This is a genomic window from Tessaracoccus lacteus, assembly GCF_029917005.1.
GTDB lineage: Bacteria > Actinomycetota > Actinomycetes > Propionibacteriales > Propionibacteriaceae > Arachnia > Arachnia lactea.
In genome coordinates, this window is the sequence record NZ_CP123967.1 from 604088 (window position 1) to 624675 (window position 20588).

The following is a 20588-nucleotide window of genomic DNA, read 5'->3' on the forward strand; positions in this document are numbered from 1 at the left end:
GCCGGCCGGCCCCTGTGGCTCATCCCGTCCCAGGAGTGGGAACGTTCCATTACAGCTGGGCGGGATCCACGTCAGCGGTTAGGTCGTATGCGGTTTGATAGCCGTTTCGAGCAGGGCTGTCAGCACCTGAGAGAAGGGCGCCCCCTCGCCCAGTTCGGCGACGGCAGCGGCCTGAAACTCGGGGAGCTGAGTCACGTCCTCGTCGTCCAAGAAGCCGCGCAGGAAGTCGACCGTGTATCCAACCGAGTCGGGACGGCTCAACCCTTCGATCAGATGGTTCAGTTGATTGAGCACCGATGCCGTCTGGCTGACGTCGAAGTCTGCCTTCCAGGCGTAGCCCACCAAAGACACCACATGCTGGAGGGTGATGTCGGGGTTGCCGGGGTGATCGGTGGTGAGGTTGGCCAGGGTGGTGGTGATGGTGCGGGTCTCGGCCGCGTCGACGCCGGGCTTGGCGGTGAGGTTGGCCAGCGCCTTCGCGTACCGGAGGGTGATGTCGGGGTTGCCGGGGTGATCGGTGGTGAGGTTGGCCAGGGTGGTGGTGATGGTGCGGGTCTCGGCCGCGTCGACGCCGGGCTCGACGGTGAGGTTGAACAGCGCCCTCGCGTACTCGAGGGCGATGTCGGGGTTGCCGGGGTGATCGGTGGTGAGGTTGGCCAGGGTGGTGGTGATGGTGCGGGTCTCGGCCGCGTCGACGCCGGGCTCGACGGTGAGGTTGAACAGCGCCCTCGCGTACCGGAGGGCGATGTCGGGGTTGCCGGGGTGATCGGTGGTGAGGTTGGCCAGGGTGGTGGTGATGGTGCGGGTCTCGGCCGCGTCGACGCCGGGCTTGGCGGTGAGGTTGGCCAGCGCCTTCGCGTACCCGAGGGTGATGTCGGGGTTGCCGGGGTGATCGGTGGTGAGGTTGGCCAGGGTGGTGGTGATGGTGCGGGTCTCGGCCGCTTCAACTCCCGCCTTGTAGGTGAGGTTGACCAGCGCCTTCGCGTACTGAAGGGCGATGTCGGGGTTGCCGGGGTGATCGGTGGTGAGGTTGGCCAGGGTGGTGGTGATGGTGCGGGTCTCGGCCGCTTCGACGCCGGGCTCGACGGTGAGGTTGAACAGCGCCCTCGCGTACCGGAGGGCGATGTCGGGGTTGCCGGGGTGATCGGTGGTGAGGTTGGCCAGGGTGGTGGTGATGGTGCGGGTCTCGACCGCTTCGACGCCGGGCTCGACGGTGAGGTTGAACAGCGCCCTCGCGTACCCGAGGGCGATGTCGGGGTTGCCGGGGTGATCGGTGGTGAGGTTGGCCAGGGTGGTGGTGATGGTGCGGATCTCGACCGCACCAACTCCCGCCTTGTAGGTGAGGTTGACCAGCGCCTTCGCGTACTGAAGGGCGATGTCGGGGTTGCCGGGGTGATCGGTGGTGAGGTTGGCCAGGGTGGTGGTGATGGTGCGGATCTCGACCGCTTCAACTCCCGCCTTGTAGGTGAGGTTGACCAGCGCCTTCGCGTACCGGAGGGCGATGTCGGGGTTGCCGGGGTGATCGGTGGTGAGGTTGGCCAGGGTGGTGGTGATGGTGCGGGTCTCGGCCGCGTCGACGCCGGGCTCGACGGTGAGGTTGAACAGCGCCCTCGCGTACTCGAGGGTGATGTCGGGGTTGCCGGGGTGATCGGTGGTGAGGTTGGCCAGGGTGGTGGTGATGGTGCGGGTCTCGGCCGCGTCGACGCCGGGCTCGACGGTGAGGTTGAACAGCGCCTTCGCGTACTGAAGGGTGATGTCGGGGTTGCCGGGGTGATCGGTGGTGAGGTTGGCCAGGGTGGTGGTGATGGTGCGGGTCTCGGCCGCGTCGACGCCGGGCTTGGCGGTGAGGTTGGCCAGCGCCTTCGCGTACCGGAGGGCGATGTCGGGGTTGCCGGGGTGATCGGTGGTGAGGTTGGCCAGGGTGGTGGTGATGGTGCGGGTCTCGGCCGCGTCGACGCCGGGCTCGACGGTGAGGTTGACCAGCGCCTTCGCGTACCGGAGGGTGATGTCGGGGTTGCCGGGGTGATCGGTGGTGAGGTTGGCCAGGGTGGTGGTGATGGTGTGGGTCTCGGCCGCTTCGACGCCGGGCTCGACGGTGAGGTTGAACAGCGCCCTCGCGTACTCGAGGGCGATGTCGGGGTTGCCGGGGTGATCGGTGGTGAGGTTGGCCAGGGTGGTGGTGATGGTGCGGGTCTCGGCCGCGTCGACGCCGGGCTCGACGGTGAGGTTGACCATCACCCTCGCGTACTCGAGGGCGACGTCCGCGTTGTCGGGATACGTGTGGGTGAGGTTGTTGAGCTGAGAGATGATGGTGCGGATCTCGGCGGCGTCAACGTTGGGCTTACCCGTGCGGCTGGCCAGCGATTGCGCGATCAACACTGGCCTCGTGGCTTCATCGACGACAATGGGGCTCCAAGGCGAAGCATCCTCCAACCAGTCAGCGAGAGAGCCATCCAGCGCTAGCCACGACATTTCGGCCGCGACGGCTACGGCGGCCGAGAGCAATGCGGTCGTGCATCTCAGGGCGACCGAGCCATAGTCGGGCCTATGAAACCCGAGCCAGGTCAGCCGGGCCGAGTCACTCAGGCCGTCAAACTCGTCCATCTCTGCCTGCGTGAGACCGAGGGCGAGGACCGTGCCGGTCCACAGCACTAGCACTGGCCACAGCTGCGCTGCCAGACGCTCCTGTTGGGCCGCATCGAGGCCTGGGAAGGTTTGTCGCACGCCCTCGTGCCAGTTGGGTCGATCGCCGGGCGGTGTCGGCAACGCCATCTCGGGGCTGCTACACGAGATGATCGCGTGGACCGCTCGCTTGGTGATCTCGGGGCTGGAGCGAAACCGGTCGGCCGCGGACGTAAGAATCTCTGCGACGTCGGGGCGGGGGTTGGCCGGATCGATCAGTGACTCAAGCGCCTTGGTGAGGGTCAGGGTGTCCCGCTCGGCGTCGGGGATGGCGAGCAGGCCAGTCGAACTGAGGCTCTCTTGAGCGACGGCCGACGCGGGATCGAGGTCGGTGAGGGCTCGGGTCAAGAAGGTTCCGAACCCTTCGGGGAACAGGGCCCAAGCGGTGTCGACGAAGAGTTTGCGGTTCGCCTCTCGCCATTCCGAAAAGCGTGCGACCACCATGTACTCCCCGGGGATGTCCGGGGTGTACGGCCGAACGTCCGCGCCGGCGTCCCCACACGAGGCTCGGAGCGCCTGCTGAACCTTTCGGCGTATCTTGACGGGCTGGTCGGCCAGCGGGGCAATGAGCCAATCGGGCGCGTCAGCGTAGATGTCGTTGATGGGCGACAGGGTCGCTGTCGCGAAGGCCCAGAGATCGAGCGCCACATCGTCGAAGCCTTCCGGCAACTGATGAACGAGCCGCTGCCGCTCGCGCTGGTAGATCACGTCATGCAGGTCTGTCGTGCTCCAGGTCTGCCAGCGAGCATCTGACGGATCGTCCAGGTAGGCGCTCGCCAGGAATAGCAGGAAAAGCGGCCGCTGGGCCAACGGATCGATGACCGTTTGAAGGCGGGTGATGATGGCCTGGCGCACTCCAGCGGGAATGGCGTCGGCAGGCTCGATGGACGCCAAGATGGCATCGAAATCTGTGGGGGACAGGGGGTGCCCGGTGAGGGCGACATCGATACGCCCGGACGGCAGTTCATAGAGGTGCTGGCGCAGATCGGCCGCGCTCCAGGCGTCCACCAGCTCCCCGTACCAGGCCGGGGGACGGAACGTGAGGTCCGTCGTCGGCCAGCCGGCCCGCTCCACCAGCAGCACCCGCAGGCGCCGTGCCGGATTCACCGGCAACTGCGCAAGCCAGTTCGCGACCTGATCAGGCGCAAAGGCAACGTAATCGAGGACGATCAGCAGGTCCGTGGGTGCCGATGCGAGCGCGGCGGGCGGGGCGGAGGTAAGTGCCCTTCGATCCAGGAAGAAGGCGTCCCACTTCCGCTGGCGCAACTGCAAGCAGAGTTCGAAGGCCAGCCGGGATTTGCCCGAGCCGCCCGCGCCCGTCAGTGCTAGCCAGCGCCAGTTCTTCCCAGCGGACTCGCAGAACGCGATCAACTCGGCGAGGACGTCATCGCGTCCATGGAACGCGACCTCGCCCGACAGGAAGTCGAGGAGCCCGTCGCCACGGACCTCTCGTTGCTGTGCCCGCAGGCCGGGGGCGGACAGGAGGCTGATCGCTGTGCGGAGTTCAGTGACGCGCGATTGCAGGGTGTCGACAGAAGCTCCGTGACGTGCCACGTCGGCCTCAAGGCGGGTCCGCGCCTCCTGCGACTCGGTGATGACCCTGACCAGATTGTTCTGAACGACGAACGTGCGGTCGGAGAGGAGGGAGCCGATCATCATCGACAGAAAGCGATTGGCCGCATCCTTGGCGGACTCCATCGCCATGGGCTCACCGAGGTCCGTGGCGTCGACGAGCCCGACACCGGGGAACGCGATCAAGCCCTCGGCGGTCGGGCTGGTGCCCGCGTGCAGGCAGCTCATGACGTAGGCGACTGAAGTGTCCTGGTCAGCCTCCGCCCCCAGGTGCTTGTACTTAACACGGGCGTCCGCGGCATTCTGCCAACCTCGCCTCGCCAGCTTCTCGAGATGCTTGCGCCAGACCTCGGCATCGGTCCCTTGCAGCGATTCGCGCAAGATGCTGAGCACCGACGCCCCGACGCCGAGCCAGTCCCCGCTGATGGCGGAGCCGAGCGTCGCGACACCGCGCGTCGCTATCTCGCCCGGACCGGCCATACGCTCCCCCTTCACCGGAGAACCTAGCGGCCAACCACGCCAAAGAGCCTGATTTGGCCCGCGGTTCGTCGACGCCTGTGAGCTGCCGACTCACGACAGACCCGCCTGGGACGATTGACGCCCATCGAATACGAGACGATCATTGTCCACACCGGCCCTCCAGGCCGCCTAACCCAACCTGTCACCCAGACGTGCAGCAGTCCCGATCAGGCGGGGGTGTTGGTGTGTCGTGTGCGGCCTGCGAAGCGGGCGAGAGGCAGGTGTGGGATCTGCTGGCGGCGATCTCCGGGCTATGACGCTGGTGGTGGTCGACGACGCTGGCGGGGCCTGGATCTGGGAACCATGAGGGTGTTCCTCGAGGCCGAAGCGCCGCGGGTGTCGTGCCGTGTCCATGGGGTGGTGGTCGCCTCGGTGCCGTGGGCCCGTCACGGGGCTGGTCACACGTACGAGTTTGATGCTCAGATCGCGTGGCTGGTCACGCAGTGCTCGAAATCAGCTGCGTGTCAGTTGATGCGGATCGCGTGGCGCAGTGTCGGCAGCATCATCGAGCGTCACTGGAATGACCTGTCGAAGGAGCAGGACCGGTTCGCGGGGCTGCGGCGGATCGGTATCGATGAGATCAGCTACAAACGTGGCCATAAGTACCTGATGGTGGTTGTTGATCATGACACCGGCCGGCTAGTGTGGGCGGCCCCGGGTCGGGATCGCAAGACCCTTGACGGGTTCTTCTCCCAACTCGCTGCTACGGGTGAAGCCGCTGGTCAGGATCGACTGGCCATGATTTCGCATGTCACTGCCGATGGGGCCAGATTCATCCACGCCGCCGTGAAGCGTCACTGTCCGCAGGCGGTGATCTGTGCTGATCGGTTCCATGTGGTCAAGTGGGCTGGCGAGGCCCTCGACACCCTGCGTAAACAGGTCTTCGACCAAGCCCCTGGCAGACGTCGCACCGATCAGACGGGCCGTCGTCATCGAGCCACCGGTGATGCCCAGGCCATCAAACGAGCCCGCTACTCACTCTGGAAGAATCCCGAAGACCTGACCGAGAACCAACGCGTGAAACTGGCCTGGATCCAGACCAGCCACCCCACCCTGTTCCGCGGCTACCTGTTGAAAGAAGCGCTCCGCACCGTGTTCAAAGTCGATCCCACCGAAGCGCCGGCCGCGCTCGAGGCCTGGATCGGGTGGGCCCGACGCTGCCGCCTGCCACCGTTCGTCGAGTTGCAGCGCAAGATCTGCGCCCACAAACACTCGATCCTGGCCGCGATCGAACACGGCCTGTCCAACGGCCGCATCGAATCAGTCAACACCAAGATCCGGCTGATCACCCGCATCGCGTTCGGATTCCACGGCCCCCAACCCCTGATCGCGATAGCCATGCTCAACCTCGCCGGCCACAAACCCCGCCTCCCAGGCCGAGGCTGACCCACACATCAGACAGGAGGGCCATTTTTGTGCGGGAAAGTGGGACGGGCGGAGCCGGGCCGTGATCTCGTAGCCGTGGGCCGGCCGTTCGGCCAGCACTGCTTGGCCGCGGGGAACGCCTGACGCCTTCCGGAAACCCCCGGGCCCCGCGTGACAGAATGGCTGCATGCAGCACTTCGACCTCGCCGTCATCGGTTCCGGGACCGGGAACTCGCTCATCGACGAACGGTTCGCCGACTGGGATGTCGCCCTGATCGAGCGCGACGAGACGTTCGGCGGCACCTGCCTCAACCGCGGCTGCATCCCCACCAAGATGTTCGTGCTGCCCGCGGACCTCGCCGCGAGCGTCGCCGAGGCACGCAGGCTTGGCGTGCAGCTCGAGTTCCGGGACGCCGACTGGCTGGCGATCCGCGACCGGATCTTCGGCCGCATCGACCCCATCTCCGCCGGCGGACTCGACTGGCGCGAGCGCAGCCAGAACGTCACGGTCTTCCACGGCGAGGCCAGCTTCGTCGACGCCTCGACGCTGCAGGTCGGCGACACGCGGATCTCCGCGTCGAACATCGTCATCGCCACCGGCTCGCGGCCCCGGACCCTCGACGTGCCCGGCCTGGCGGAGGCCGCCGACCGCGTCCACACCTCCGACACCATCATGCGCATCGACGAGCTGCCGCGCCGTCTCGTCATCGTCGGCGGAGGCTACATCGCCGCCGAGTTCGCGCACATCTTCTCCGGCCTCGGGTCCGAGGTCACGCTGATCAACCGCACCGACGTGCTGCTTCGCCACCACGACCGCGACATCGCGCAGGCGTACCTGCAGGAACTCTCGCACGGCCCGGTCAACGTGCGACTCAACCAGGAGCTCTCCGCGGTCGAGAAGAGCGACGATGACTCGCTTGTGGTCATCACGAAGGACCGCAACGGCATCGAGTACGAGTACTTCGCCGACCAACTGCTGATCGCGGTGGGCCGCGACCGCAACTCGGACGCGCTCAACCTCCGGGCGGCCGGCGTCGACCACAACCCAGACGGCCAGATCCGCGTCGATGCGCAGCAGCGCACCAACGTGCCCGGGATCTGGGCTCTCGGCGACGTCTCCAGCGACCACCTCCTCAAGCACGTCGCCAACGCCGAGGGCCGCACGGTCCAGCACAACCTCCTGCACCCCGACGACCTGCGCGGCACCGACCACCGGTTCGTGCCCCAGGCGGTGTTCGGCGACCCGCAGATCGCGTCGGTGGGGGTCACGGAGCAGGAGCTCAGGAACTGGGGCGCTCCCTACATCGTCGCCCGCCAGCGCTACGCCGACGTCGCGTACGGCTGGGCGCTCGAGGACGAGGAGCACTTCGTCAAGCTGCTCGCCGACCCACGATCCATGCACCTGGTCGGCGCGCACATCATCGGCCCCCAGGCCTCCACCCTCATCCAGCCCCTGATCCAGGCGATGAGCTTCGGGCAGCGCGTCGACGAGCTTGCGCGCGGCCAGTACTGGATCCACCCCGCGCTGCCGGAGGTCATCGAGAACGCGCTGTTGAAGCTCGTCCTGGCCCGCAAGCCGGGGGAGATCGGCCAGTGAGGGCCGCCACGGCCCTGACAGCCTTGGGTGCCGTGGCGCTGGCAGCCTGCGCGCCCGCTCCGCTGACCACCGGCATGGAGTCGGCGACGGCCGCTCCTACGGACCCGGCGACCACGACCAGCGCCTCGGCCCCGTCAACGACGGCGTCCCCGTCGCCGACGGTTGCCAGCTGCGCCGCCCTGGCCGCGGACCTGTCGCTGGAGGAGCAGGTGGGGCAGCTGTTCATGATCGGCCTCGACAGCGCCGAGCTGAACGAGACCACGCGCAGGGCGATCGCCGACTACGACATCGGCTCGGTCATCCTGCTGAGCAACCGGACCTCCGGCAGCTCGGCGATCCGCACCCTGACGGCGAGCATCTCCAAGGAGGGCACCGCGAGGCTGCCGATCATGCTGGCGGTCGACCAGGAGGGTGGCCCCGTGCAGCGGCTACAGGGCGACGGCTTCTCGTCGATCCCGACGGCCCGTGAGCAGGGCACCTGGTCCGCCGACGAGCTGCGCGCCGAGGCGACGTCCTGGGCCCGGCAGCTGAAGAAGGCCGGAGTGGACTACAACCTTGCGCCTGTCGCCGACGTCGTGCCGGAGTCCAAGCGTGAGAGCAACGCCCCGATCGGCAGCCTGAAGCGCGACTTCGGGGCGGATGCCGAACAGGTCTCCGCTTCGGTCACGGCCTTCATCGGCGGCATGCGGGCCGGCGGGATCATGACCTCGGCCAAGCACTTCCCGGGGCTCGGCGAGGTCACCGAGAACACCGACTACGCCGTCGCGTACGACGACGACATCGATGAGGACTCCGACGCGTTGGAGCCGTTCAGGGCGGCCATCGATGCGGGCGTCAGCTCCGTGATGATCTCGTCGGCGATCTTCGAGAAGATTGACCCCGACAACGAGGGCGTCTTCTCATCCGTCATCATCACAGACCTGCTTCGCGGGAAGCTCGGCTACGACGGCGTGGTGATCGCCGACGACCTGGGCGCGGCCAAGGCCGTCGGGGACGTGGCCCCGGGGGAGCGGGCCGTCCGCTTCCTGGCAGCCGGCGGCGACCTCGTCATCAACGCAGACCCGCGCCTGATGGGCGACATGGTCGAGGCCGTGCTGGACGAGGCCGACGACGACGCCGACTTCCGGGCGGGCCTGGAGACGTCAACAGCCCGGATCCTCGCGCTGAAGGCGGAGGCCGGGCTGCTGAGCTGCGGCTGAGACTCGGGTCAGCCGAAGCGGCCGGTGATGTAGTCCTCAGTGGCCTGCTGGTCGGGGTTGTGGAAGATCTTCTCCGTGGGGCCGATCTCGATCAGCTCGCCCGGCTTTCCGTGCTCCTTGAGGTTGAAGAAGGCGGTCTGGTCCGACACGCGCGCGGCCTGCTGCATGTTGTGCGTCACGATGACGACGGTGTAGGTCTCCTTGAGCTCCTTGATGAGGTCCTCGATGGCCAGGGTGGAGATGGGGTCGAGGGCGGAGCAGGGCTCGTCCATCAGCAGCACGTCGGGGGAGACCGCGATGGCGCGGGCGATGCACAGGCGCTGCTGCTGGCCGCCCGACAGGCCGGAACCCGGGCGGTCGAGGCGGTTCTTGACCTCGTTCCACAGGTTCGCGCCGATCAGCGACTTCTCGACCAGCTCGTCGGCCTCGGTGCGGGAGAGGCGGGCGTTGTTCAGCTTCGCGCCTGCCAGCACGTTCTCGCGGATGCTCATGGTCGGGAACGGGTTCGGCCGCTGGAACACCATGCCGACCTGGCGGCGCACACGCACCGGGTCGACCGCCTTGTCGTACAGGTCGACGCCGTCGAGGAGGACCTCTCCGGTGCAGTAGGCGCCGGGGATGACCTCATGCATGCGGTTCAGGGACCGCAGCACCGTCGACTTTCCGCAGCCCGAGCTGCCGATGAAGGCCGTCACGGAGCGGGGCTGGATCACCATGTTCACGTCCTTGACGGCATGGAACTTGCTGTAGAAGATGTTGAGGTCGCGGATCTCGATGCGCTTGGACATGTGTGTGCGTTTCCTTGTTGTCAGCGGCCGGCTTTGGGGGCGAACTTCCAGGCGATGAGTCGCCCGATCAGGTTCAGTCCCATGACGATGATGATCAGGGTGAGCGCGCCGGCCCAGGCGCGATCGATGTAAGGGGTCGGATCGGCGCCCGGCGTTGTGTACTCGTAGTAGACGAACACGGGCAGCGTCGCCATCGGGTTGGCCAGGGGGTTCAGGTTCATCGACGACGTGATCGCGGCGGTGACCAGCAGGGGGGCGGTCTCGCCGATGATGCGGGCGATGCCGAGCACGACGCCGGTCACGATGCCGGCGATCGAGGTGGGCAGCACCACGCGGCCGATGGTCCGGAACTTGGGCACACCCAGCGCGTACGACGCCTCCCGCAGTTCGTTGGGAACCAGCCGCAGCATCTCCTCGGTCGAGCGGACCACGGTCGGGATCATCAGGATCGCCAGCGCGCAGGCGCCCGAGATGCCGTTGTTGGTGCCGGCCCCGAAGAACAGCGAGAAGACGGTGTAGGCGAACAGGCCGGCGACGATCGACGGGATGCCCGTCATGACGTCGACGAAGAAACGGATGGCCCGGCCGAGCTTCGCCTTGCCTGCGTACTCCACCAGATAGATGGCCGTCAGGATGCCGATCGGCACGGAGATCAGCGTCGCCAGGCCGGTGATGATGAGCGTGCCCCAGATGGCATGGACGGCGCCGCCTCCCTCGCCGACGACGTTGCGCATCGACGAACTGAAGAACAGAGCGTCGAAGCGGGCCATGCCTTTGCTGATGGTTCCCCAGACGACGGAGATGAGCGGCACGAGAGCAAGCAGGAACAGCCCGGTGACGATGTTGCGGGCCAGCCGGTCCTTGGCCTTACGGGTGCCCTCCACCGCGGCGGACAGCGAGTAGGACGCGACGAGGAACACCGCGGCGCCCAGCGCGATCACGGCACCCACCGAGGCGGAGCCGAACAACGCCAGGACGCCGGCGGCTGCCACGACGGCAGTGACGATCAGGGCCGGGGTCGTGGCGGGGGGCAGCTGGGCGGAGGTCAGGATGTTGCGTTTGCGGGAGTCGGCGGACTCGGTGACGGTGGCGTGCATCAGTTTGCTCCCGAGAACTCGGCGCGGCGGGCGACGATGGCGCGGGCGCCCATGTTCACCAGCAGGGTGATGATGAAGAGGATCAGGCCGGAGGCGATCAGCTGGTTCACACCGAGCCCGTAGGACTCGGGGAACTTCAGGGCGATGTTCGCGGCGATCGAGTTCGGGTTGTTGGAGGTCAGCAGCTCGAGGTTGAACCCCGGCCCGGGAGACAGCACCATGGCAACCGCCATCGTCTCACCCAGGGCGCGGCCGAGCCCGAGCATGCAGGCCGACACGATGCCGGGCATACCGAAGGGCAGGACGGCCTGACGGATCATCTCCCAGCGGGTCGCGCCCAGCGCGAGGGAGGCCTCCTCGTGCAGCCGGGGGGTCTGCAGGAAGACCTCGCGGGTCACCGCGGTGATGATCGGCAGCACCATGACCGCAAGCACGAGGGCCGCCGTCAGGATGGTGCGCCCGGTGCCGGAGGCCTGGCCGCCGAAGAAGATCCGCAGAACGGGGGTGCTGCCGAGGTTGGCGTTCAGCCACGCGTAGATCGGCTGGACCAGCGGAGCGAGCACGTTGATGCCCCACAGGCCGAAGACGACCGAAGGCACGGCGGCCAGCAGGTCGATGATGTAGCCGAGTCCCTGAGCCAGGCGGCGGGGCGCGTAGTGGGTGATGAACAGGGCGACGCCGATGGCGGTGGGGACCGCGAACAGCATCGCCAGGAAGGCCACCCACACCGTGCCGAGCGCGTAGGGCAGCACCCAGGACCAGAACGGGCCGTAGGGGAGCTCCTCGGCGTTCGCGAGCAGGGCGGGCATCGCCAGCGCGACGAGGAACGCCGCCACCGCGGCGAGGATCACGAGGATCCCGGTGCCGGAACCCGTCGAGATGCCCTTGAAGAGCTTGTCGCCGAAGCGGCGGGGGTCGCGCTGCAGGTCGCCGAAGGAGGCGGCCGGACTGGCCGGCTCCCTGGTGTCCGTGGTCATGGTTCTCCTGTGGTCTCTGAGGGCGGTCCTCGGGCCGCGACGCCTCAGCGCCGCGGCCCGAGGGCGGTCGTCACTTGATGGTGTCGATCGCCGCGAGAACCTTCTCGCGGAGCGAGGCGGACAGCGGCGCGGATCCGGCGGAGGCCTCGGCCGCGGACTGTCCCTCCTCCGAGGCAATGTAGCTCAGGTAGTCCTTCACCAGGGCACCCTGGGTCGCGTCCTTGTACTCGGCGCAGGCGATCGCGTAGGAGACCAGCACCAGCGGGTAGCCGGCGGCGGAGCGGTCGATCGTGATCGCGATGTCGTTCTCGGCGCGACCCTCCTCGAGGGGGGAGGCTTCGACGGCGGCCGCCGCGCCCTCCTCGGTGGGCTCCTGGAAGTCGCCGTCGGGGCCGACCTTCGCGATGGTCGCGGAACCGGCCTGCGACGCGTCGGCGTACCCGATGGTGCCGGCGCCGCCAGTCACGGCCGCCACGACGCCGGAGGTGCCCTTGGCGGCCTCGCCGCCGTCGACCGGCCAGCTGCTCGAGACCTCCTCGGTCCAGACATCGGGGGCGGTCGCCGCGAGGTAGTCGGTGAAGTTCTCGGTGGTGCCCGACTCGTCGGAGCGGTGCACGGCCGTGATGACCAGGTCCGGCAGCTTCACGTCGGGGTTGATCTCGGCGATCGCGTCGTCGCTCCAGTTGGTGATGTCGCCGTGGAAGATCCTGGCGAGGACATCGGGGGTGAGGTTCAGCGAGTCCACGCCGTCGAGGTTGAAGATCACCGCGATGGGGGAGATATAGACGGGAAGGTCGATGGCCGCGGAGGTGTCGGCGCAGCCACCGAAGCCGCCAGCGGTGTTCTCCTCGGGCTTCAGGGCTCGGTCGGAGCCGGCGAAGTCGGCGCCGCCAGCCATGAACGCCTCGCGCCCGGCGCCCGAGCCGTCGGGGGAGTAGTTGACCGTCACGTCGGGGTTCGCGGTCTGGAAGGCCGCGATCCACGTCTCCTGGGCGACCTTGGTGGAGGAGGCGCCCTTGCCGGACAGCGTGCCGGACAGGGTGGAGGAACTGGGGTTGGCGGTGTCGGCCGCTTCGTTGGCGGCGCAGGCGCTCAGGAAGAGCGCGGCGGAGAGTCCGAGGGCTGCGGAGATGCGCAGGGCGGTGCGGGCTCGGGTACCGGTGTTGGCGATGTTATCCACGCACGGCACGCTAGGACCGCAAAGTAACCGAACCCTTCGCCTCGGGTGAACGGAAGGTGAACGGTTGCGGACCTTTGCGAGCCGCTCCACACATCAGCCCGAAAGTGGCCCTGGTCAGGCAGTCGGCTTGTGGACCTCGACCTCGACGACGGTCCCGTCGTCGTCGCGGTGCAGCACGATTGCCTCGCCGACGACCATCGGGCGCGCTGGGAGGTCGAGCCCCTCGAACATGGCGGGCAGCACCGGGCGGTGGCCGCAGATTGCTGTGGGGCGGGTGATCGACTGCAGGAGGTCGGCCACGTAGTCGCTGACCTCGCTGGGGCGGACGGTGCCCTCCTCCTCGGTCAGGACATCGGTGGTGCGCACCTCGATTCCCTGCTGGCGGCCGTAGGGGGCGAGCGTCTGCACACAGCGCGTCGACGAGGAGGAGACCAGGTCGGTGACGCCGTAGGCGCCGAGCAGCTGGGCGAGTTCCTCGGCCTGGTGCCTGCCCCGTCCGGTGAGGCGCCGTTCCTGATCGGGCCCCGACCAGTTCTTGCGGAGCATCGCCTTGGCGTGCCGGACGAGGATCAGTGGGGTCGTGCGGGGCTTGAGGAGAGCCGCCGACAGCACGCGCCGCTCGTCGGCGTACGTGATGCGGCGCATGGCCTTGTCGATGCCGACCCAGCAGGCCTTGTCGACCTCGGCGTTCGGCGTGAAATTCTGGGCCGAGACCTCCTCGGCGCGCCAGTACTCGACGGACTTGTCGCCCTTCGACAGGTGGTACCTGATCGTGGGTAGCCGCAGGCCCAGCCGGACGGTGGTGGCGGTCTCCTCGAGCACCTCGCGCACCGCGGTCTGCGGGGGAAGCTCGTCGACCTTGCCCTTGCCCTTCGGGAGCGACCAGTCGTCGTAGCGGGGCCGGTGGATGATGAGCACCTCGGTGTCGTCGCCGTCGCCGCGCAGCACGACGGCGCCGGCGGCGCGGATCCTGGGCCGTCTGCTCATCGGCTGGCTCGCCTGGCTGAGGCCTGGTGGATCAACCACTCCTGGAGATCCGTCAGCGGTTCGCCGTCGTCGCGCACGGTGTGGGCGCTCCACTGGGAGTCGTGCAACTCCCAGCGCACCGTCTCGTCCGAGAAGGCCCGCTCGAAGAGGTCCTCGATCTGGCGGATGTGGGCCGGGTTGTTCAGAGACACGATCGCCTCGACGCGTCGGTCGAGGTTGCGGTGCATCATGTCTGCCGACCCGATGCCCACCATCGGCGTGCCGCCGCCCGCGAACCAGAACACGCGCGAGTGCTCCAGGAAGCGCCCGAGGATCGAGCGGACGCGGATGTTCTCGCTGAGGCCGGGGACGCCTGGCCGGATGGTGCAGATGCCGCGGACCCAGACATCCACAGGCACACCGGCCTGGGAGGCGCGGTAGAGCCCGTCGATGATGGCCTCGTCGACCATGGAGTTGACCTTGATCTTCACTCCGGCGGGCCTGCCGGCGAGGTGGTTGTCGATCTCGGCGTCGATGTAGTTCAGCAGGCCGTTGCGGATTCCGTGCGGTGCGACGAGCAGCCGGCGGTAGTGGGTCTCCTGGGTCATGCCGCTCAGGTGGTTGAACAGCCGGGCGACATCGTCGGTGATGATGGGGTTGCTCGTGAGCAGCCCCATGTCCTCGTACATGCGGGCCGTCTTCGGGTTGTAGTTGCCCGTGCCGATGTGCGCGTAGCGGCGCAGGTTCCCGTCGCTCTCCTCGCGGACCACCATCGCCAGCTTGCAGTGCGTCTTCAGGCCGATCATGCCGTAGACGACGTGCACGCCGTACTGCTCGAGCTTGCGGGCCCAGCCGATGTTGTTCTGCTCGTCGAAACGAGCCTTGATCTCGACGATCGCCAGCACCTGCTTGCCCGCCTGTGCGGCCTCGATCAGCGCGTCGACGATGGGGGAGTCGCCCGAGGTACGGTACAGGGTCTGCTTGATGGCCAGCACCGAAGGGTCGGCAGCCGCCTGCTCGATGAACCGCTGCACCGAGGTCGCGAAGGAGTCGTAGGGGTGCTGCACCAGTACGTCGCGCAGCTTGAGGGCCTTGAACATGTCGGCGGGTCGCGCGGACTCGACCTGGGCAAGGTCCGGGTGTGTGATCGGTAGGAAGTTCGGGTACTTGAGGTCCTCGCGCGTCGAGTCCGCCAGCGCGAACAGGCCCGAGAGGTCGAGCGGGCCCTGCATGCGGAACACCTCGTCGTCGCGGACATCCAGCTCGGCGGTGAGCATCGCGAGCATCTCGTCGTCGATGCCCTCCTCGACCTCGAGGCGGACAGGGGGGCGGCCGACCTTGCGACGCAGGAGCTCCTTCTCCAGAGCGAAGAGGAGGTTCTCGGCGTCATCCTCCTCCACCTCGATGTCCTCGTTGCGCGTGACCCTGAACGTGGTGGAGGCCAGCACCTGCATGCCGGTGAACAGCTGCCCGAGGTGCCGGGCGATGATCTCCTCCAGCGGCACGTACCGTCCCTCGGCCAGCCTCACGAAGCGGGCGAGGATGGAGGGCACCTTGACTCGCGCGAACTGACGGGCACCGGTCGCGGGGTTGCGCAGCAGGATGGCCAGCGAGATCGACAGGCCCGAGATGTAGGGGAACGGGTGCGACGGGTCGACGGCCAGGGGCGTCAGTACCGGGAAGATCCGTTCCGCGAACAGGGCTCGCATGCGGTCCTTCTCCGCCGCCGTCAGCTGGTCCCAGGCGAGGATCTCGATACCCTCGGCGGCCAGCGCGGGGCGGACCTCCTGCTGGAAGACACGCGACTGTTCGGTGACGAGCGTGCGGACGCTCTCGAGCAGTTCGGCGTGCAGCTCGCCGGGCATCTTGCCGGTCACCGTCGGCACGGCGACGCCCGCGGCGATGCGGCGCTTCAGACCGGCGACGCGGACCATGAAGAACTCGTCGAGGTTGGAGGAGAAGATCGCGAGGAACTTGGCGCGCTCGATCAGGGGGATGCGACCCGCGTCCTTCGCCAGGTCGAGGACCCGGTTGTTGAAGTCGAGCCAGCTCTGTTCGCGGTCTAGGTAGCGGTCGGTGGGCAGCACGGCCTCGTCAGGCTGCGTGATCTCCGTCACAGACTTACACTCCTCGCGTGCGGTAACTGGTGTCGACCTGCTTGGTGAGGAAGCCCGCATTGCGGTACATGCGCACGACCCGCTCCTCAGAGCCTTCAACGTAGAGCTGGACACGGTCGTCGCCCTGCTCAGCGAGCCATTGTAGGCCGCGCTCCAACAGCACCCGGCCGAGTCCCCTGCCCTCGTGGCGGGGACCGACGGCGATGACGTAGACCTCGCCGAGGCCGTCGCCATGACGCTTCGTCCAGTGGAACCCGGCGACCTCGCCGTCACGCCGCGCGACGAACAGGCCCGAGGGGTCGAACCACTCCTGGGAGGCGAGTTGGTCGAACTCCTCGACCGTCAGCCTGCCCTGCTCCGGGTGGTGAGCGAAGGCAGCGCCGTTGACGCCGACGATCTGTTCGCGGTCCTCGGGACGGAAGGTGTCGACGGTGTAGCCGTCGACGACCAGGGGCGTGCCGTCGACCGCGGGGAGCGCCCGCTCCATCCGGTACAGCAGCCGCGCCGGTTCCATGCCGACGTGCCGGGCGAGTTCGTCGGCACCCGGCAGCGTGCCGAAGGCCCAGGCCGAGTACGCGGGATAGGACGCCAGCGCCTGCAGCAGCAGCTCGGTGCCGAAACCCTCACGGCGGTGTGCCGGATGCACGCCGATCAGCAGGGTCTCGTCGCGGACGTCGCAGATGACGAAACCGAACGGGTCGTCCCGGCGGCCCATGAAGAAGAAGTCGGCCTCCCGCAGGCCGTCGATGCCCAGCGAAGCCGACTCGTTGATGGGCTGCACGCCGTCGTGCTCCGCGATCGCGGCGACGAGTGCTCGCAGGGTGTCGCGCATCGTCGGGCTCAACGGCGACATGTTAACCAGCACGGTTGACCTCCCGGGCGCTCGCGAAGCGGTATCCGACGTTGCGGACGGTGCCGATGTAGTGGTCGTACTGGCCGAGTTTCGCCCGTAGGCGTCTGACGTGCACGTCGACGGTCCGCGTGCCGCCGTAGTAGTCGTATCCCCATACCTGGCTGACGAGGGTTTCGCGTGACAACACCCTCCCAGGATGCTGCATGAGGTAGCGCAGCAGCTCGAACTCGGTGTACGTCAGATCGAGAGGCGCGCCATCGAGGCTCGCGGAGTACGCGGCCCCGTCGACGCGGATCGGCCCGATGACAAGGACGTCGGGGTCGACGGCGGCGCGGGCGAGGATCCTCAGGCGCGCGTCGAGCTCGGCGGGCTCAGCTCCGACGGCCATGAAGTCGGTGAAACCCCATTCGGGGGACAACACGGCAAGCCCCGAGACAGCCACCAGCAGCAGGATGGGTGTGTTGCCGCCGCGCGACAGTGTCTGACACGTAGAACGGGCACCGGCGAGGTCAGTGCGGGCATCGACGACGACGACGTCGGAGTTCTCGGCTTCGAGGAGCGCCTTCGAGGCGGACGCCGCCTGGCTCACCTGATGCGAGAGGAGGCGCAACTCGTCCGGCGGTTCGCTCGCGGAGACAAAGAGAACAGCGCTCAAGCCGACTTCCCTCCTACCTGACTGTGGATCGGCCCTCATCGTATCGCCCAACGACATGGCGTGTGGATCAGCCGTTCACGCCGGGAGCCGGCCTTGTAACATTGCGCCATGGTGCTCCAGGTGCCGGACGAGGCAGTCCGGAAGTCGACCGGGGGCGACCCGCGCCCCGGCGTGGAGCCCCGGCTGCTTGTCCTGATGCTCGCCATCGCCGTCGTCGCCGGGTTCTTCGGGGGACGGCTGGTCCTCATCCGGTCGGACTCCAGTACCACCGGCGGCGCAGAGGTGATCTCCTCGTCCCCGCTCGAGCCCGCGAACTCCGTCGACGACGGGCAGTACACGCCCTATACCGGGGTTGTGAAGGCCGTCACCCCAGACAGCGCGGAGGGCAAGTGCAGCGAGAGCCAGGAGGGCGACGCGCCCGCCGCGCTCATCGACCAGTCCGACACCAGCATCTGGCGGTGCAGGGGGGAGGGCATCGGCGAGACGGCCGTGTTCGAGTTCGATGAGCCGGTCACGCTCGCCGCGCTGCGGGTCGTCAACGGCAACACAGCCTGGACGGACCGCTACACCGCCGAGCGGCGCATCACGGCGATCCGCTGGACCTTCGACGACGGCTCGTTCTTCGACCAGGGGCTCGCGCCCAACGACCGCGATGCACAGGAGGTCCGGTTCCCGGAGACGGAGACGACCAGCATCGCGATGGACGTACTCGGTGTCACGGAGCCCGGCGACGACTCCGACCTCTCCGACGCGGTGTCCATCAGCTCGCTGGAGTTCCTCGCCCCTGCCTGAGCGCGCGCCGCCGCGCAGACGCGCAACAATGACCCTCATGCGCATCGTCTGCACCCGCGTCTCGTCCGCCTCCGTCACCGTCGAGGACGAGATCATCGCCGAACTGCCCCGGCCGGGGCTGCTGGTGCTCGCCGGCGTGGGCCACGACGACACCGTCGAGCAGGCCGCCGCGCTGGCGCGCAAGATCTGGGGCCTGCGGATCCTCGACGACGAGCTCTCCGCCAGTGACGTCGACGCGCCGATCCTCGTCGTCAGCCAGTTCACTCTCTACGCGTCGACCAGGAAGGGGCGTCGCCCGGGCTGGAGCGCCGCGGCGCCGGGGCCGGTGTCCGAGCCGCTGGTCGAGGAGCTCTGCACGCGGCTGGAGGCGCTCGGCGCGACGGTGCTGCGGGGGCGCTTCGGCGCGCACATGCAGGTGGCATCCGTCAACGACGGACCCATCACTATCACGATCGACACCGAGCACTGGGCCTGAGCCGGAACCGGGCGGGATCCATATACTTGTCGCCTATGGACGCTGTCCTGGTGTGGGTACTGATCATCGCCGCGGGGATCTCGAGCGCATTTGCGCTGCTGATCCTCGGGTTCGTCCTGTTCGGCCTGCGCCGCCAGCTCAGAGGAGAAGACGAGAAGTGAACATCGACATCGAGGTCCCCGAGGGCCTGAACCCCAAGCTGACCGCGCTCGGCTGGCTAGTCGGCCGCTGGGAGGGCACCGGCAACGGCAACGATCACGAGGGCAACGAGTTCCAGTTCGAGCAGCGCATCGAGTTCAGCCACAACGGGGGCGACTACCTGTTTTACGCCGCCCAGTCGTTCAAGCTCGGCGCCGACGGCGAGGCGGACGGCGAGCCGCTGGGCATGGAGTCCGGCTTCTGGCGTCCCCTCCCGGACGCCTCCGTCGAGGTCGTGCTGGCCAATGCGCACGGCTGGACCGAGGTGCTCGTCGGCAAGATCCAGGTGACCCGCATCGACCTGCTCAGCGACGCCGTCGTGCGCACCGAGCACGCAGACGTCACCCACTCCGCCGGTCAGCGCCTGTACGGCAAGGTCGACGGTCAGCTGATGTACGCGCTCGACCGCGCCACCACCGAGCACGAGCTGCGGCCGCACATGTGGGCGCAGCTGAAGCGGGTCTGATGCGCGTCGTCATCGAGGACGGCATCGACGCGGGGCTGGCCTGGCACTTCGGCAACCCCGTCGCCGAGGCGCGGCTGCTCACCTCCGGGGGCGGGGTCGTCGACCTGCGCAACCGCGAGGTCGTCGAGGTGTCGGGCGCCGACCGGCTGGCCTTCCTGCACGCCCTGACGACGCAGCACCTTGAGTCGTTGCCTGCGGGGGAGGCGACGACCGCGCTGATCCTCAGCCCGACGGGACATGTCGAGCACGTGCTGTACGGCACCGACGACGGCACGAGCTTCCTGGCGTGGACCGAGCCCGGCCACGGCGACGCGCTGTCCGCGTTCCTCGACTCGATGCGTTTCGCCATGCGCGTAGAGGTGCGCCGTCGCGAGGACCTGCACGTCGTGTGGGCCGGGCATCTGGTGGAGCTGGACCCGGCCTGGCGCGTGCGCGACAGCGACCTCGGCGGCGTCGAAGCCTTCCTGCCGGTCGGCGTCGAGCTGCCGGACACGGTCGGCATGTGGGCGTTCGAGGCGATGCGCATCGCCGCGGGCGTGCCCCGCGTCTTCGTCGACACGGACCACCGGACGATCCCGAACGAGATCGGGCTCGTTGGGACACACCTGACCAAGGGGTGCTACCGCGGCCAGGAGACCGTCGCGCGCGTCCACACGCTGGGTCGGCCTCCCCGTCGTCTGGTGCAGCTGCACCTCGACGGCTCAATGTCGGAGCTGCCGGCGGTCGGCGCTCCGCTGGAACTCGACGGTCGGCAGGTGGGCTTCGTCGGCTCGTCGGCCCGGCACCACGAGCTGGGCCCCATCGCGTTGGCGCTGGTGAAGCGCTCGGTTCCGGTCGACGCGGAGCTGGTCGTGGCCGGCATCGCCGCCGCCCAGGAGCCCCTGGTGGACCCGGAGGTCGGCCTCCACGTCCGCCCCGTCCTCGGCTGATCCCGCGCCACCCTTACCGACGGACGCCACCCTTGTTCGCACATGCCACCGCCATGGCGGTGGCATGTGTCGAGACGGGTGGCGGCTGCACGTAAGGGTGGCGTCTGCCGACGGGGCGCCCATCCGGTTCCCTGAGCTTGTCGTAGGGCGTTGAGGAAGCG

General features: G+C 68.1%; 16 protein-coding genes and 1 pseudogene. 8 read left to right on the top strand and 9 right to left on the bottom strand.

Features of this window, described 5'->3' with window-relative positions; genetic code table 11:
- Window positions 1-78: 78 nt before the first annotated feature.
- A complete protein-coding gene (locus QH948_RS02705) occupies window positions 79-4734 on the bottom strand; it encodes a hypothetical protein (RefSeq protein WP_281145413.1) in 4656 nt (1551 codons plus the stop codon).
- Window positions 4735-4950: 216 nt separating this feature from the next.
- Here QH948_RS02705 and QH948_RS02710 point away from each other — a divergent pair.
- From QH948_RS02710 to QH948_RS02720, 3 genes and pseudogenes are all read left to right on the top strand, one after another.
- A pseudogene (locus QH948_RS02710) lies at window positions 4951-6159 on the top strand (ISL3 family transposase); the annotation flags it as partial.
- A 166-nt stretch (window positions 6160-6325) separates the two neighbouring features.
- Window positions 6326-7735 carry a mycothione reductase gene (locus QH948_RS02715; protein ID WP_281145414.1) on the top strand — a complete coding sequence of 470 codons (1410 nt, stop codon included), beginning with the start codon at window positions 6326-6328 and terminating at the stop codon, window positions 7733-7735.
- A 32-nt stretch (window positions 7736-7767) separates the two neighbouring features.
- Window positions 7768-8934: a glycoside hydrolase family 3 N-terminal domain-containing protein gene (locus QH948_RS02720; protein ID WP_281145415.1), complete on the top strand. Its 1167-nt coding sequence runs from the start codon at window positions 7768-7770 to the stop codon at window positions 8932-8934.
- Between the two features lie 8 nt (window positions 8935-8942).
- Here QH948_RS02720 and pstB read toward each other — a convergent pair whose 3' ends face one another.
- The 8 genes from pstB to QH948_RS02760 form a co-directional block, all read right to left on the bottom strand.
- A complete protein-coding gene (gene pstB, locus QH948_RS02725; protein WP_219081196.1) occupies window positions 8943-9722 on the bottom strand; it encodes a phosphate ABC transporter ATP-binding protein PstB in 780 nt (259 codons plus the stop codon).
- 20 nt (window positions 9723-9742) lie between these two features.
- Window positions 9743-10819 carry a phosphate ABC transporter permease PstA gene (gene pstA, locus QH948_RS02730; protein WP_219081194.1) on the bottom strand — a complete coding sequence of 359 codons (1077 nt, stop codon included), beginning with the start codon at window positions 10817-10819 and terminating at the stop codon, window positions 9743-9745.
- Complete coding sequence (pstC, locus tag QH948_RS02735; RefSeq protein ID WP_281145416.1) at window positions 10819-11796, bottom strand: phosphate ABC transporter permease subunit PstC; 978 nt, start codon at window positions 11794-11796, stop codon at window positions 10819-10821. Before pstC ends, pstA begins: the two co-directional genes overlap by 1 nt.
- Window positions 11797-11866: 70 nt before the next feature.
- Window positions 11867-12976, bottom strand: coding sequence for a phosphate ABC transporter substrate-binding protein PstS (gene pstS, locus QH948_RS02740; RefSeq protein WP_281145417.1), 1110 nt, complete (start codon window positions 12974-12976; stop codon window positions 11867-11869).
- Window positions 12977-13090: 114 nt separating this feature from the next.
- Entirely contained in the window at window positions 13091-13963 is an 873-nt protein-coding gene (locus QH948_RS02745; RefSeq protein ID WP_281145418.1) for an NUDIX hydrolase, read from the bottom strand.
- Entirely contained in the window at window positions 13960-16119 is a 2160-nt protein-coding gene (locus QH948_RS02750; protein WP_438874115.1) for an RNA degradosome polyphosphate kinase, read from the bottom strand. Before QH948_RS02750 ends, QH948_RS02745 begins: the two co-directional genes overlap by 4 nt.
- Entirely contained in the window at window positions 16064-16891 is an 828-nt protein-coding gene (mshD, locus tag QH948_RS02755; protein WP_281145420.1) for a mycothiol synthase, read from the bottom strand. The genes QH948_RS02750 and mshD overlap by 56 nt, the downstream gene beginning before the upstream one ends.
- Window positions 16892-16913: 22 nt before the next feature.
- Window positions 16914-17567 carry a winged helix-turn-helix transcriptional regulator gene (locus QH948_RS02760; protein WP_281145421.1) on the bottom strand — a complete coding sequence of 218 codons (654 nt, stop codon included), beginning with the start codon at window positions 17565-17567 and terminating at the stop codon, window positions 16914-16916.
- Window positions 17568-17675: 108 nt separating this feature from the next.
- On the opposite strand from QH948_RS02760, the gene QH948_RS02765 reads away from it, so the two are divergent.
- The 5 genes from QH948_RS02765 to ygfZ are packed head-to-tail and all read left to right on the top strand — an operon-like array spanning window position 17676 to window position 20427.
- Window positions 17676-18359, top strand: a complete 684-nt coding sequence (locus QH948_RS02765; protein WP_281145422.1) for an NADase-type glycan-binding domain-containing protein — start codon at window positions 17676-17678, stop codon at window positions 18357-18359.
- Window positions 18360-18396: 37 nt separating this feature from the next.
- The gene (gene dtd, locus QH948_RS02770; RefSeq protein WP_281146119.1) at window positions 18397-18834 is read left to right on the top strand and encodes a D-aminoacyl-tRNA deacylase; all 438 of its coding nucleotides are present in this window, start codon (window positions 18397-18399) and stop codon (window positions 18832-18834) included.
- A gap of 35 nt (window positions 18835-18869) precedes the next feature.
- Window positions 18870-18995: a hypothetical protein gene (locus tag QH948_RS02775; protein ID WP_255555899.1), complete on the top strand. Its 126-nt coding sequence runs from the start codon at window positions 18870-18872 to the stop codon at window positions 18993-18995.
- A complete protein-coding gene (locus QH948_RS02780; protein ID WP_281145423.1) occupies window positions 18992-19498 on the top strand; it encodes a heme-binding beta-barrel domain-containing protein in 507 nt (168 codons plus the stop codon). Before QH948_RS02775 ends, QH948_RS02780 begins: the two co-directional genes overlap by 4 nt.
- A complete protein-coding gene (gene ygfZ, locus QH948_RS02785) occupies window positions 19498-20427 on the top strand; it encodes a CAF17-like 4Fe-4S cluster assembly/insertion protein YgfZ (protein ID WP_281145424.1) in 930 nt (309 codons plus the stop codon). Before QH948_RS02780 ends, ygfZ begins: the two co-directional genes overlap by 1 nt.
- Window positions 20428-20588 lie beyond the last annotated feature (161 nt).

Bases quoted from the DNA above. Each gene is read 5' to 3' on its own strand.
- QH948_RS02705 (WP_281145413.1), bottom strand. From the start codon at position 4,734: ATGGCCGGTCCGGGCGAGATAGCGACGCGCGGTGTCGCGACGCTCGGC.
- QH948_RS02715 (WP_281145414.1), top strand. From the start codon at position 6,326: ATGCAGCACTTCGACCTCGCCGTCATCGGTTCCGGGACCGGGAACTCG.
- pstB (WP_219081196.1), bottom strand. From the start codon at position 9,722: ATGTCCAAGCGCATCGAGATCCGCGACCTCAACATCTTCTACAGCAAG.
- pstA (WP_219081194.1), bottom strand. From the start codon at position 10,819: ATGCACGCCACCGTCACCGAGTCCGCCGACTCCCGCAAACGCAACATC.
- pstC (WP_281145416.1), bottom strand. From the start codon at position 11,796: ATGACCACGGACACCAGGGAGCCGGCCAGTCCGGCCGCCTCCTTCGGC.
- QH948_RS02745 (WP_281145418.1), bottom strand. From the start codon at position 13,963: ATGAGCAGACGGCCCAGGATCCGCGCCGCCGGCGCCGTCGTGCTGCGC.
- QH948_RS02750 (WP_438874115.1), bottom strand. From the start codon at position 16,119: ATGCGGGCTTCCTCACCAAGCAGGTCGACACCAGTTACCGCACGCGAG.
- mshD (WP_281145420.1), bottom strand. From the start codon at position 16,891: ATGCGCGACACCCTGCGAGCACTCGTCGCCGCGATCGCGGAGCACGAC.
- QH948_RS02765 (WP_281145422.1), top strand. From the start codon at position 17,676: ATGGTGCTCCAGGTGCCGGACGAGGCAGTCCGGAAGTCGACCGGGGGC.
- dtd (WP_281146119.1), top strand. From the start codon at position 18,397: ATGCGCATCGTCTGCACCCGCGTCTCGTCCGCCTCCGTCACCGTCGAG.
- QH948_RS02775 (WP_255555899.1), top strand. From the start codon at position 18,870: ATGGACGCTGTCCTGGTGTGGGTACTGATCATCGCCGCGGGGATCTCG.
- ygfZ (WP_281145424.1), top strand. From the start codon at position 19,498: ATGCGCGTCGTCATCGAGGACGGCATCGACGCGGGGCTGGCCTGGCAC.